Origin of the sequence: Bacillus sp. SG-1, from assembly GCF_000181495.1 — a bacterium.
In the GTDB taxonomy this organism is placed as follows: domain Bacteria; phylum Bacillota; class Bacilli; order Bacillales; family Bacillaceae_B; genus Rossellomorea.
Genome location: NZ_ABCF01000001.1, coordinates 621,533 through 635,481 on the forward strand (window position 1 = coordinate 621,533; position 13,949 = coordinate 635,481).

Here is a 13,949-nt window from a genome sequence, read left to right on the forward strand (position 1 = left end):
GGTGAGTTATGAGAACAAAGTGGTCCATTGTGATAGTGCTCGCTGCATTGGCAGCTACACTTTATTTAGTTCTCACTGAAGAAAAAGATCAGGAGCTGCCGAACGAAGAGGAGGAGAACACTGAGAGACAGGTTTTCCATGAGGTAGCACAGACAGATGTTGTGCAACTTCACGGGAAACAGTACTATTTATATTCGGGCATTCTTTCTCATCCGGAATTCCTTAGGGAAGAGGCAGGCGTAGTGAAGGCAAATGTGTTTGAAGAAGCACAGGCAAATCCACACTATAAACTGTCAGACGGAGATGCCTCCTTTTTGCCAGAGGGAACCCGTCTTTATAAGATAGCAGGCCTCGAGAAGTTCATTGCAGCAGCCTCAGATGATTCCCCTCAGGGGTACATGATTTATCAAGAGAACTCCAGATCTCCTGAAGAAATCGATATCCCATTTATTGCAAACCAAAAAATCAAAAAAATAGAAATCTATAAACGTTCCCGTTCTCCTCTCCTCGTGAACACCATCTCGGACAATCAGAGTATCTATCAATTCAAAGACGTGTTACTTAAAGGGCAGGTACATAACAGGATGTACTTGCCAAAGGTCTCCGGACCAACGTTTTATAGAGTTGTGTTCTATTCCGAAGGGCCTATCGCTGAATCATATTCCATTTCGTATGACGGAAGCGAATGGTATAACGGGCATCGAACATTCAAAGGCCTTCATCAGTTTATTCCGGAAGCAAATTGATATTGGGATTTTCCCACAAACAAATAAAACATTCAAAGGAGTGCAAAATCTTATTGAATTTAGCACTTCTTTTTTTTAGGAAACTTTTCTCACTAGCAGGATTGCGATGTTTCGTTCATTAATGTTGAAAGGGGCCTGTCTGAAGATGAAAAACCGGCTAATACCAGCTTTACTAAGTTTACTTTTGATTTTAACGGGATGTAATTTTCTCGAAAATAAAAAACCTCCCCTGGAAATGGTTGCATTTAATAGCTTAACAAGTGAAGAGAAAAATAAAATTCCCGTATCACCCAAAGATTCTATTGTTGATAAAGTGACTGCAGACAAACAACTGGGTAAACAATTAGGCGATGAATACGTTGGTGATACACTATATACAGTAACATTTCAAGGTACCGAAGACGAAACTAATGGAAGACTTGTTGTATATATCAATATAAACAAAGAAACAGTTATCGGGAAGGGCTATGAGAAGAACGCTTCTCCAACGGATTAATCAAGGGAGGAACATTTAAAATCTTAGCCTTGATTGGCGGAAGCCCCCCTTGCCGAGCCATTCTGTAAAAGGACAGCGTTTTACTAAACCGGGAAACTGAGCTCACCAAATGACATCCTTGTCTATAAAAGAATTAATTGATCCTTCAAGTGACCTCATAAAGGAGGTCTTTTTTTAATTAGCCCTTCATAAAAATATAAAATCTTCAATTTTAAATTTTAAAAGGGACTATTTTCCTTAATTACTACAAATTCATTGACGTTGATAATCATTTTCATTTATTATTCGAAGGGTATTGAAAAAGATTCTCAATTGGAATATTCGTAAGGAGGAAAATAATGTCTGATAAACTTACTGAGAAAAATAATACTGACATACATAAAAAATTTATTTCTACTTCAGAGAAAAGAATCCTTCACAAACTAGTTCAGGCTATAATCAGAGAGGGAGCAGCAGTATCCCAATGGATACCATATGGAGAATTTGGTGGAATATACAGGCTTCAAACACATCAACTTCACTCATCCATTCATATCCATATTAACAAAAAGTATTTGCTGGGCCATATAGATATCGATCAAGTAATACATATACAAGAAGGAAGTAAGAAGGAAGTAACCCATCCTGTTGAGTTCCTGCAAGCCTTATTCCAAGAAACAGACGAGGTCCTTCAATTGATGGAGGAAATAAACGACAGTGTTAGAAATGATGCTCTCGCTTTAACTGCTGCAGAGAGAAAAAAGGTCCGCTTCCACTATGACAAGGGATTGTTCAATGCACTGCTCCATCAGAAAAACAGTGTTCCAGCTTTCAGTCCGCTTGTTTTTCTTGAACAGTCCGTAATTGAAGGTCACACACTGCATCCTTGTTCAAAGACAAGAATGGGGTTGAGCATAGAAGAAAATCAGAAGTATGCACCAGAATGGGAAGCGGAAGTTGAGTTAAAGGTACTGGCTTTACATAAAGATATCGTCAATACGACGAGTATGAGCAAAAAAACGATGACAGACCTTTTGCTTTCTGATTATCCAGACATGGTAAATGACAAAAATTACGATTGCACTTCATACGAACTTATACCTGTGCATCCATGGCAGTTCGAACATGTCATTGAGAAGCATTTCTACAGTGATTTGTCAGATGGAAATATTACCGTCTTAAATCAGGGGATTATGGTCAAGCCATTGATGTCTTTCCGTTCCATGGCTCCGGAGAAGGGGACAAAGCTTCATCACATCAAGACAGCGGTCAATATCCAGATGACCAGTGCCAAGCGGCTTGTTTCACCGGCATCAGTTCATAATGGGCCTGTGGTGTCAATGCTTTTAAAAAAAGTGGAACAAGATGATCCATTCATTTCAGGCAAAGCAATTTTCCTGGCTGAAGTGGCGGGGAGCCATTATTCTGGATCTGTGCAGTCAGATGAAATTGTTCCTGAAAAGAATTTATCTTGTCTGATAAGGGAAAATCCAGAAGCATATCTGGCCCAAGGGGAATTAGCGGTTCCGGCTGCCTCATTGATTAATAGGATCCCATCTTCGAAGAAAATCGTTCTTAAGGAGTTGATTGAGAGCTTCTCTGAAACTAGAAAGCTTACTTTAGAAGAGGGTGCCGCCGAATTCCTAGGACATTATACGAAAGTGCTGATGCCGGTCCTGATGCACTTGTTGATCAAGTATGGAATCAGTTTGGAAGCTCATCTCCAGAATACCATCATTATTTTTAAAGAAGGCATACCCGTTAAGTTGATGGTCCGTGATAACGGTGGTGTCCGAATTCATAAACAGCTTTCGGCAGAATGGATGGATGTCAATAAAATCAACGATTCAACGAATTTATTGACAAATGACACTAGGGATCTTTATCAAATGTTTTCCCATGCCGTGATTCATAACCATTTGGGAGAAATGATTGTTGGGCTCGCAAGGGAAAATGGAATCAAAGAAAAAGTCCTATGGGATAAGGTAAAAGCAGTTGTATGCTCTTACCTGACTGAAATACGGGTAGAAGAACGGCTACAGGGAAGGATCGCTGAACTGGAAGACCACTTATTCGCACCGTTCACCTATCTTAAAGCCTTGGTTAAAATGAGGCTGTCTGATTCGTTCACTGAAGGCGTATATGTAAATGCAGGCAACCCTTTACATCCACTGAATAAAGGAGGAAACATTCTATGAATGTGAATCTAAAAACCATGGAGGGCTTTGCAGTTGAGAAAGAACCGTTCAAAGGTGAAAAACAGTATTTAAAAGGTATGGATACTTCTATGTTGGAGTCGTATTTAGGGTTTGTTGAAGAGGGCAGGCGTCACATATTACACAAGCTGGCAGCATCTCTTCTGAGGGAGGATATCGGGAACTTATACACTGAAAGAATCGAATTAATAAGGATTGGTTCCGCCTATCTCCCAAGTTCAGTGGATGGGTATAGAGCATGCGAACGTTTTCTTCCTCAGGTGCAGACGCTGAACTTGAAGGAACATTTGACTTACTGGTTGAAATCCTTTAAAGCGTATATTCTTCTGTTTCCCATCCAAAATGAATTTGCTTTTCGAAGGGTTACTATGGAAGGTGACATTCTGCTGATTACAAAGGACTCTTGCCGCCGAGTAGAAACAGCAAGCGAACTCCTTAGATTAATGTCATTGGAGAAACAAAGTGAACGATTGCAAGAGGAACTTGACAACGGTACAGCCAACATAACGATGGCGTACAGCTATCATCAAGAATGGGCCAATCAACTTAGACAAGAAGCAAGGAAACAAGATATAAAAAGCACCTTGGAATACAACACGGCAAAAAAGAAAGAAGAACCCGAGTGGAGTTCTATGCTGTTTTACGAACAGCTGGCGCTGGAAGGGCATCATCTTCATCCGGGAACGAAAACCAAAACAGGAATGTCTTCTGAAGATGTCAGACGGTATTCACCAGAATTTCACGGTAAATTCCCTATTTTCTTTGTGGCGGTGCATAAGGAACATCTCCATAAGAGTGAGCTTGTACCAAAAACAATAGAGAAGTTATTTAACAATCAGTATTTGGCATTCAAGCGGACATTGAAGGACCAAGGTCTTGAACCAGCATCCTATCAGCTTCTTCCTGTTCATGAATGGCAATACCATCATTCGCTTTTTTCTATTTATAGAGAGGAAATCGCAGCAAATATCATCATCCCGCTTCCTTCGATAACTGCTCAAGGAACCGCCACCTCATCATTTCGAACGGTGCTGGCAGCCGAGGGAAAGAGCCCATTTATTAAACTTGCGGTTAATAGTCAGATGACATCAACGGTTCGTTCCATCTCTAAAAATACGGCCCTGAACGCGACTGTGTTCAGCGAAATGACGGAAAAAATCCTTGAAAGAGAACCCAGTTTGAAGCACTTCATCCCGTTAAACGAAACGGCTGGATATGCATTTAAGTCAAATGATAATGCGAAATCAAGAAATCTGACAGTAGTCATCCGGGAAAACCGTGAAAATGACCTTGAAGAAGATGAGTTTCCCATTGCCGGGAGCAGTTTATACAACAAGTCTCCCTTTACAAACAAAACGATACTAAGAGAACTCCTGGATGAATATGTTTATTTTTATGATTTACCAAAAAGGGAAGGGGGTATTTCCTTCTTTAAACAATACTTGTCCATCACTTTGCCGGGATTTTTAACTCTTTTGACGAAATATGGGGTTGCTCTTGAAGGGCATTTACAAAACAGCGTCCCTGTGTTCAAAAACGGAAAGCCTGTCAAATTTTATTTTCGTGATTGGGGCGGTGCGAGGATTTATACAAAACGCCTTAAAGCACAGGGTCTTAAACCGAATTTTCTTTCAGGAAGCTTGATTCAAACAAGCGATCCAGATGAAATGTATTCAAAGGCCCACTATACAATTATACAAAGTCATATAGGGGAAATTATCCGGCAGCTCGTTGAATGTTCCGGATTAAATGAAGGTCTGTTCTGGAGGGAAGTCAAAACCGCAATGGAGAACGTGTTCCTCTCCTTGTCTTATTCTGCCGGACAAAATGTAAAGGAGGATCGAATCTTCTTTTATCAGGAGAAAATGAGGCATAAAGCTTTGACTAAAATGAGAATGAGTGATTCAGACGGGTATTTGTATAGTTCGGTGACAAACCCGCTGGCAAAGAAAAATGAATAATACGACTACGGAATCGGTTAGCGGATCCTTCGCGTTTAAATCGAGGACTTATCGCAGGTTCCTTTATGGAAGCTTCTTCGTCAGGACATCTGACTGGATGGACCTGACCATTTTGAATTGGATTGTCTATGATTGGACACAATCTGCGGTGGCCTTAGGAATTCTGAATGGCTGCAGGTTATTGCCGGTATTTTTCTTCTCACTTTTCGCCGGTTCTATCGCTGACCGGTTTAATCGAAAAAAATCGCTCCAATTTATCCATACAGGCCTTTTTCTAACGACATTATTCATTGCCTTTGTAATCTCCGAGGGGAATTCTACTATCACTCTGATGACGATCGTTACCTTGAAATCTATACTCATGAGCTTCGAAGTTCCCATCCGGAATGCGTATCTTTCAGACATTGTCTCCATAGACATGCTCGGAAGCGCGGTCACCCTTCAGACCACCATCATCAATGTTGCCAGGATGATTGGTCCGGCAGCTGCCGGTTTACTGCTTACATATTATCCAGCAGGGGATATATTGCTGCTGATTTCAATCGGACCATTGATAGGACTCTTAACATTATGGGGGATGTCTGATGCTCGTAAAGCGGATAAAGAGAGGAAACTCAGTCAGAAAAAGACGGTAAAAGAAACTTTGGTTTATATGAATAGTCAACCCGTTCTAGTATCCATTGTACTACTCTCAATTGCTCCAATGGTATTGGGGTTCCCCTATACCACGATGCTTCCAGTTCTGGCAGGTGAACTGATGGAAATAGGACCTGACGGCTTTGGCTTGCTTCTCTCTGTCTCGTCCGTCGGTGCGATTGTTTCTACTGCCGTTTTAGCTTGGAAGCAGCCGAGGAATGGAGGAAAATGGCTGATTCTGTCCTCCCTTGGATTTGGGACGAGCCTTGTATTGTTTACAGTCTTCAGTGATTACTACTTGTTGGCCTATCTTTTTATGTTTCTAGTAGGCTTTGTCAGCCAATTTTACCGAACGTTAAACAGAATCATGGTTCAGATGAAAGTGGCAGAAGAGTATAGAGGAAGAGTCCTTAGTATCGTCTTGATGGACAGAGGCTATATTCCCCTGGGTGCTATAATGGTTGGTTTCGTGGCAAACTCATTTGGTGCCCACAGCGCCGGAATCTTTATGGGCGCAGGAACCATCGTGTTGACCATATCGATCCTGAGAAGTAACCGCAGACTTTGGAAGGAGTAACAAAATGAATACAGATAGAGTAACCGAACATTTGAAAAGGCTGATGGAAATTCAAAGCGTCGATCCGGTATGTGCCTATGTATATGATTTAAAAGGTTTAAGAGAACATGCCCGTAGACTGAAAGATTCACTGCCGGCTTTTTGTTCTTTATACTATGCCGTCAAGGCCAATCCGGATAATCGGATCCTGGAAGCTCTTTCTGGCATTGTTGATGGTTTCGATACAGCATCAGAAGGGGAGATTCTCAAAGTACATAAGCTCTCCGCGCTCCCTGTCATATTCGCTGCTCCTGCTAAAAAGGACAGAGAGTTGGCTTATTTGGCGGATGGGAGCCTTCGCTTCATGAACGTTGAAAGTGAGCGGGATTTGTATAGGCTGAATCGAGTTGGGAAAGAAGCGGGAAAGGCGCTCCCCGTTTTGATACGGATCAATTTGCAGCATAATGTCAGTAACAGTTCTCATAAGATGTCTGGGGTGCCGACCCAGTTTGGCATCGAAGAAAGAAAGATTCCTTCCATTCTTGAAAAACTCTCAGAATTTCCATACATTGAATTGAATGGCTTCCACTTTCACGCCATGAGCAACAACCTGAATGCCGAAGAGCACCTGATTTTTGTGAAAAGATGTTTGGAAAAAAGTTTAGAATGGAAAAAAACCTTCTCGCTGGATTTAGGAGTAGTGAATATCGGGGGCGGAATCGGGGTGAATTATGAAAATCCTTCCGAATCATTCGACTGGACTTTTTTCAGTGAAGGACTTCATCAAATGCAAGAAGAGTTTGAAGCTAATCAACTGGAGTTAATCATGGAACTTGGCCGCTATTTGACGGCTCAGTGTGGATTTTATATAACAGAAGTCATTGACCTTAAACAAAATTATGATGAATGGTTTCCCCTGGTCAGGGGAGGGACCCACCATTTAAGGCTGCCGGCAGCATGGAAGATGAGCCATCCATTCTCAGTATATCCAGTCACAGAGTGGAAGGAAGCACCCCTGCCAAGACCTGCTGTAAAGGGAGAGAGAATCACAATCGCTGGGGAGCTGTGTACCCCCAATGACCTCCTTGTCAGAAAGCAATATGTCGATGATTTGAAAGTCGGCGACCTGGTGATGTTTCACCTCTCAGGAGCCTACGGATGGACCATCTCCCACCATGACTTTTTATCACACCCGGCTCCAGACTTCCATTATCTTGATTAGCGGATAAATATGTAAAAAGGAGCAGAATCGCCTGCTCCTTTTTCTGTTACAGCAACACAAAAATACTAACCACCATCGGATTAATATCCGCCGCCAACATAGGCTGCACCGACAATGATCAAAAGGATGAACAATACAACAATCAGAGCAAAACCTGCTCCATATCCTCTTTCACTCATGTATTAACACCTCCTTCAAAAGGGGCTTAAATAGTATATGTGAAGTAATCGGCAGTGTAAGGGCAGGGGCCTCAATGCTCCAGATTATTCTTCGTCCCAGGCACTCCTCGGAATTTGTCGAACCGACAAAATACAAAAAGACCCGTCATACAGGGCCTTTTTGGGCTAAATCCTTTAACACATACTAGGCGGGACCATGTCACTCTTGAGAACGGAAGGAAGAGTATCATGGATATAAGGCGGTGCAGGCGAAAGGGAAGGTTTCTGTCCGAATGGAACTGGATGCTCCACATAGTTGAAGGTTCCAAGCCCATCCATGCTCGGTCCGCTCGCCCATCTGCCGGCAGCACTCTTGTTTCCTCTGGAAAGATTGAAGAGTGTATAAGAAACCTCTTGTTTTTCCAATTCTTTCGGAAACGTACTAGGCACCACGACATTTTCTTTCGCCTCTAATTCCTTAATGGCGGCAATCCATTGATTCTGGTGCATCGTGTCACGGGCAATCAGCCACGACAGCATATCCTTGACGCCGCGGTCTGTGGTTGTTTCGTACAAACGAACAGCTTGAAGGCGCCCTTGTGATTCTGCATTCAAGTTCGCTCTGAAATCAGCCAGCAGGTTGCCGCTCGCTCCGACATAGTGTGCAGTCCATCTGTTTCCAACACTGTCAACAGGCATGGCACCGAGCCCTGACACTATCGCATGCTGCGGATTCATTCCGCCTAGGACTGCACCGATGACCGGATCCTGTGCAGCCACTTCCAGGTCGCCAACAGGTGCCCCGTCTAAAAGCCTGGCAATCATAGTGGCAAGCATTTCAATATGCGCCAGCTCTTCGGCCCCCGTATCCATAAGTAAATCTTTATATTTTCCGTTCCCTCTCACATTCCAGCCTTGAAAGAGATACTGCATAGCAACCGATATCTCTCCAAACTGACCTCCCAGAATTTCCTGCAGCTTCTTCGCAAACAACGGATCCGGTCTTTCCGGTTTCGCCTCATATTCAATTCTTTTATATGATAAAACACTAGGCATATCTCCTTTTCTATACATGATTCCATTTATCTTATTGCCATGGTTGTATTGTGTGTATGTCTAATGGTAAAAAAGGTGCTTTCACGCACACGCATAAATATATTAGAATGATGAGAGTAAACGAAATTTGTCGTTAACTAGGTTACCGGCTTTTGCTGGGAAGACTTTAGGGAATAATTGAGAGTTTAAAAGATAAGTGATTAAGAAAATAAGAATTCCAGGGGCCTTAGGAAAATGCATCTAACTGAGGTTTTTGTTTGAAGCGAACGGCCACAAAACTGGCGCGGTAATCACAGCACTGCATATAAAAACAAAAGGTAAACGGAATGAGCCTAATCTAAAAACAAGGGAGCAGCTCACATGAAACCAACGATAAGCAATCTCGCTGCATATTTAAAAACTAATGAAAACGAACTTGCCAAAACAATTGTCGATTCAGTCCTCGAAAGGATGGAGTTGACAATATCACAACAAGAAAAAGACCGGGCCGTCACGATGTATGAAGCACTTGTGAATTTTCTGAGTGTGTCGTTAGAATCTGATGAAGACAGCATGCCTCCGGAACTGATCGAGTGGTGTAAGCTGAATGCTTATGAACTCGTGTCTGCTAATGGGGAAATCTCAGAAATCATTGTCCGCTATCCGCCAACCAGGGAAGTATTTACCGACCTGATCTCTGGATGGAGCAAACAATTTGAATTATCCACCGATGATTTTACCCTCGTCTTGAAAAAGGTTAATAGACTTCTGGATGTCAGTCTGGAAGAAACTGTGATCGCTTTTGAAGATTACAACAAAACGATGAAAGAAGAATTCAAAGAAGAGATCGATGTTCTCTCATTCCCGGTTGTACCCTTGACGAAAGAAATGGCTGTCATTCCGCTTGTCGGGAATATGGATGAGCACAGAACAAATCACTTGATTGAAACGGTATTGCCAAAAGTAAATGATTTGAAAATTAATTATCTTATTGCCGATTTCTCAGGTGTAAATGATATCGACGAACTGGCCGTCAGGAACCTTGATAGTGCCGGCAGCATGCTTCGCCTGTTGGGAATCAAAGTCATCTCGACCGGAATATCACCGGAGTTAGCGAAGACAGCCGTCGCAATTGGAGTTGAAACAGACAGCATCAGCTTTTACGGAAGCGTCAGGCAGGCTTTGGAAATGCTTAATTCATAGGGGGGCGTACTTCCTTTTGTTGATGTCGTTCGCTTAGCTTGCGAAGGGCATCATTTTCAATTTTTCAGCGTTTGAGGTACCCCGCTTACTTTAAAATCCGTGTTGGTTTTATACTAACTTAAAAGACTTACAAGGCAGGGGGAAGAAACATGATTATCAGAAAAGCTTCAATAAGTGACGCTTCAGGCATTGCAAAGGTTCAGGTCGATACCTGGAAAACGACTTATAAGGGACTAGTACCAGATGATTATTTAGACGCCATGACCTATGAAAGCCGTGAACAAAAATGGGATATGATTTTAAAAGAAGGCACTGCCTATGTGGCAGAAGATAAAGGGAGAATTATAGGATTCTCTAGCGGAGGAATGGAAAGAACACAGAAATATCCTGAGTTTAAAGGTGAATTATATGCAATCTACATTTTGGAAGAATACCAGAGAAAAGGGTGGGGAAAGAAGCTCATTAAGCCTGTCGTCAACGACCTATTACAAAAACAGATTGACAGCATGACGGTGACTGTCCTGGAAGATAATCCCTCCAGACTTTTTTATGAATCACTTGGCGCTGTGAGGCTGGATTCTGTGGAAGTTGAAATGGCCGGTGTAAAGCTCCCGGAGCGGGTGTACGGTTGGAAGGATATTAAAAAGATCCTTTTCACCTCTGAATGAAATAAAGCAAGCGGGGCGGCAATCGCAGGTACACACTTACATAAGCAGATGAAAATATCATGGCTTTGTTATCTAATCCACTTTGTCTTCATATAGTGATGGAAAGGAATTATATCCTATATGAAGCAGGTGAACCTCAATGTATATTGTGTACTTTTATGAAAACAGAAATCTCTTGCTGCACCAGTTAAGGCAGAGCGTGCCTGCAGAAGGGGAAGAATTAAAGATCAAAGGCCGGAAAGCAAAGGTGGAAAGTACCCAGGCTACAGAAGGCAATAAGGTTCATGTCCAGGTCCAACTCGAGAAGGTTGTTAAAAAACCGGCAGTCGACCTTTCCAAAAAGAAGAAAAGATGATTTACGATCCCTGCAGTTCATTTGTTTATACGAATGAACTGTTTTTTAATTCCTCTCCAATTAGGGTACATTCTATCGCCTTGGGCATAAGATATTTTGAAAAACTTTGGAAGGGAATGAAAGTCGTTGTCATATTTTTTTCAAGTGAACAACCAAGATGCACAACATGATATCAGTGAAGAACTCTTTTCTATCATAAAAAAGAATGCTGAAGCCTTGGACCTTTTTAACCGGTTATCTCATGCAGCACCGAATCAGGAGCACCAATGGATCCTTTTTGACGCATTGAGAAACAAAGATTACCACCTGAGACAATTTGCCGCCCTGTATACAAGTATGACAGGCGGGCAACCTCAATACGAAATCGATCAAATTGGATTTGACAGCTATCAGGACGGATTGGAAAAAGCTTTCCACGCTGAATTCAGCAACTCAGAAGAGTATCGGAACAATTTTTATTTAGTTTCTCATCACCCGATTATACAAAATGCAATCCTCCAGGCATTTGCATCTCAAAGGGATAATGCCTTAAGAATTAACTTCTTAAGAGAGCAAGCTGGGAGCTCCCTTCAAGATTTTGGATCCAACCCTTTTGTCGTGGACATAGAGAAAGTGACGACTGAAAATAATACGTATCGAACCGCATTATGGACAGGAGATCTTTTGCAAGTAACGTTGATGAGTATCGACGTGGGAGATGACATCGGCCTGGAAGTGCATCCTGAAACCGACCAATTCATCAGGATTGAAGAAGGACAGGGGCTTGTTCAAATGGGGGATACGCAGGATGATTTAACCTTTGAGCAATATGCTTACGCGGATTATGCCGTCATGATTCCAGCGGGGAAATGGCATAATATCACCAATACTGGCAGCACACCGATGAAAGTGTATGCGATTTATGCTCCGCCTGAACATCCTTTTGGGACCGTACATGAAACAAAAGCCGATGCAATGGCTGCGGAAGAATATTGAAAAAAAAGCCCCTTGGAGATTATGTCTCCAGGGGGCGAAACTATTTTTAAGGATTTGTAGACCACATACCTGAGGATTTAATGAACACTCTGCGGTTCAACTTCAACGTAGACACAATCAGCTCAGCAAGGTCTTCCGGCTGCATCACATTTTCTGTGTTATCTGATAAAAGGTTGTTTTCCTGCGCCAGATCAGTTACAACTGTACTAGGCGTTAAAGCCGTCACACGGATATTATGCTTGCGAACTTCCTGCATGAGGGACTCAGTCAGCCCTAGCACACCGAATTTGGACGCGCTGTAAGCACTCGTAACCGGAGCACCTTTTTGACCGGCTGTTGAGGAAACGTTGATGATATCTCCCGTTTTTCTCTCAATCATTTCTGGAAGGACCGCTCTTGTGGCATTATATACGCCCATTAGATTAACACGGATGATTTTTTCCCATTCTTGGGGATCTAAATCAAGGAACCCTCCGAATTTACCGATTCCCGCATTGTTGATGAGGATATCGATAGGCCCCAAATCAGATTTGATATGCTCCGTTGCATGATTTACCGATTCCAGATCAGAGACATCGGCTGTGGCAGCAGAAACTTGAACATCATACTGAGATAATTCCTCAGCAACCTTTTCCAAATTCTCCATTGTCAAACCGACTAACCCGATGTTTACGCCTTCTTTCGCCAATGCAATCGCTGTGGCACGGCCGATTCCACGGCCAGCCCCCGTAATGAGTGCTGATTTACCTTTTAAGTCCATTCAAACTCGTCCTTCCTATAGTAAAATTTTACACTACATGATTTTGGCCTGAAACCATTTCTAAATCAAGAAATCTGCTTAAAATTTTTATCAGGCAAATGAAACCCCTCTGTAGTTTGGCGTACGTGCTGGTGAAATATCCTGATGAATAAGGGAAATAACCGAGAAGTTCATTGCACTTAATAAGAATAAAACTGCTGCCATTGACAGACTGAACTGTAAAACCTATCATTACAGTAAGCTGTTTTTGCAAACTTGTTGTTTCGAAAAATCCGGCTCTTTGGATTTTTCCGAGAGCAACAATATATACGAAAACAGCGTTCTAAAAAGATGAAAGCAGCTCTTTTCTTTCTTGCTTACCAGGATTTTGCATATGAAGATATCAACTTTTTTGAAATTCATATTAAAAAGGCAGCAAAGTTTTAGAAAAGAGCCTTACAGTAAGATATCTGGAGGTGATGTATGTGAATAGTGAATTTACGATTGCCGTTCACAGTCTTGTTTATTTAGCCTATTTACCAGATCATATGGCGAGCAGCCAGGCGATTGCCCAGAATGTGGCCACCAATCCTGTGAGGGTCCGTAAAATCATGAGCTGTCTTCGCGACACCGGGTTTGTTAAAACGAAAGAAGGGACCGGCGGAGGCTATACATTAACTGCAGAACCTGGGGATATAACCCTGGGCCAAGTCTATCGATCTGTTTCATACGGTGCGATTAAACCGACCTGGTGCAAGGGGGAAAGGGAGGAATCCTGTTTGATTTCAACGAACATACAAGAAGTGGTGAATGGTATTTTTACCGAAGCCGATCAATATTTTGCCGAGTACCTCGATAAAACAACGATAGAATCCGTGCTGAATCAAATCAGGCAAACACGATAATCACGAAGTTTGACTTCATCAACTGTAAGTTATATGATTACAGTAAGAGTTTTGGGGTAAATACTTCTCAAATACAAAAGCAGGCTTAGGTGTTCCGAA

At 42.2% G+C, this 13,949-nt stretch carries 13 protein-coding genes and 1 pseudogene; 11 read left to right on the top strand and 3 right to left on the bottom strand.

The genetic code is table 11. The annotated features are described in order from the left end of the window. Positions 1-8: 8 nt before the first annotated feature. The 6 genes from BSG1_RS03340 (at position 9) to BSG1_RS03365 (ending at position 7,812) form a co-directional block, all read left to right on the top strand. Positions 9-746 (top strand): hypothetical protein, encoded by a 738-nt coding sequence (locus BSG1_RS03340; protein WP_006835423.1) that lies wholly within the window; start codon positions 9-11, stop codon positions 744-746. A gap of 106 nt (positions 747-852) precedes the next feature. After that, the gene (locus tag BSG1_RS03345) at positions 853-1,242 is read left to right on the top strand and encodes a hypothetical protein (RefSeq protein ID WP_052302347.1); all 390 of its coding nucleotides are present in this window, start codon (positions 853-855) and stop codon (positions 1,240-1,242) included. A 338-nt stretch (positions 1,243-1,580) separates the two neighbouring features. After that, complete coding sequence (locus tag BSG1_RS03350; RefSeq protein WP_006835425.1) at positions 1,581-3,419, top strand: IucA/IucC family protein; 1,839 nt, start codon at positions 1,581-1,583, stop codon at positions 3,417-3,419. Next, positions 3,416-5,398: an IucA/IucC family protein gene (locus tag BSG1_RS03355; RefSeq protein WP_006835426.1), complete on the top strand. Its 1,983-nt coding sequence runs from the start codon at positions 3,416-3,418 to the stop codon at positions 5,396-5,398. Before BSG1_RS03350 ends, BSG1_RS03355 begins: the two co-directional genes overlap by 4 nt. Further along, positions 5,391-6,611, top strand: a complete 1,221-nt coding sequence (locus BSG1_RS03360) for an MFS transporter (RefSeq protein ID WP_006835427.1) — start codon at positions 5,391-5,393, stop codon at positions 6,609-6,611. The genes BSG1_RS03355 and BSG1_RS03360 overlap by 8 nt, the downstream gene beginning before the upstream one ends. Positions 6,612-6,615: 4 nt before the next feature. Then, positions 6,616-7,812: a type III PLP-dependent enzyme gene (locus BSG1_RS03365; RefSeq protein WP_006835428.1), complete on the top strand. Its 1,197-nt coding sequence runs from the start codon at positions 6,616-6,618 to the stop codon at positions 7,810-7,812. An 80-nt stretch (positions 7,813-7,892) separates the two neighbouring features. Here the strand turns inward: BSG1_RS03365 and BSG1_RS20060 are convergent, their stop codons facing one another. Then, positions 7,893-7,991, bottom strand: coding sequence for a YjcZ family sporulation protein (locus BSG1_RS20060; protein WP_006835429.1), 99 nt, complete (start codon positions 7,989-7,991; stop codon positions 7,893-7,895). A 174-nt stretch (positions 7,992-8,165) separates the two neighbouring features. Continuing rightward, a pseudogene (locus BSG1_RS03370) lies at positions 8,166-9,019 on the bottom strand (manganese catalase family protein). Between the two features lie 367 nt (positions 9,020-9,386). Between BSG1_RS03370 and BSG1_RS03375 the strand changes: the two are divergent. The 4 genes from BSG1_RS03375 (at position 9,387) to BSG1_RS03390 (ending at position 12,206) form a co-directional block, all read left to right on the top strand. Then, positions 9,387-10,208 (top strand): STAS domain-containing protein, encoded by an 822-nt coding sequence (locus BSG1_RS03375; protein ID WP_006835431.1) that lies wholly within the window; start codon positions 9,387-9,389, stop codon positions 10,206-10,208. 149 nt (positions 10,209-10,357) lie between these two features. Beyond that, positions 10,358-10,876, top strand: a complete 519-nt coding sequence (locus BSG1_RS03380; protein WP_006835432.1) for a GNAT family N-acetyltransferase — start codon at positions 10,358-10,360, stop codon at positions 10,874-10,876. A gap of 139 nt (positions 10,877-11,015) precedes the next feature. After that, positions 11,016-11,231 (top strand): hypothetical protein, encoded by a 216-nt coding sequence (locus BSG1_RS03385; protein ID WP_006835433.1) that lies wholly within the window; start codon positions 11,016-11,018, stop codon positions 11,229-11,231. 126 nt (positions 11,232-11,357) lie between these two features. Then, positions 11,358-12,206 carry a cupin domain-containing protein gene (locus BSG1_RS03390; protein WP_006835434.1) on the top strand — a complete coding sequence of 283 codons (849 nt, stop codon included), beginning with the start codon at positions 11,358-11,360 and terminating at the stop codon, positions 12,204-12,206. A gap of 46 nt (positions 12,207-12,252) precedes the next feature. Here the strand turns inward: BSG1_RS03390 and BSG1_RS03395 are convergent, their stop codons facing one another. After that, positions 12,253-12,966: a 3-ketoacyl-ACP reductase gene (locus tag BSG1_RS03395; RefSeq protein ID WP_006835435.1), complete on the bottom strand. Its 714-nt coding sequence runs from the start codon at positions 12,964-12,966 to the stop codon at positions 12,253-12,255. 464 nt (positions 12,967-13,430) lie between these two features. On the opposite strand from BSG1_RS03395, the gene BSG1_RS03400 reads away from it, so the two are divergent. Then, a complete protein-coding gene (locus BSG1_RS03400; RefSeq protein WP_044022272.1) occupies positions 13,431-13,850 on the top strand; it encodes an Rrf2 family transcriptional regulator in 420 nt (139 codons plus the stop codon). Positions 13,851-13,949 lie beyond the last annotated feature (99 nt).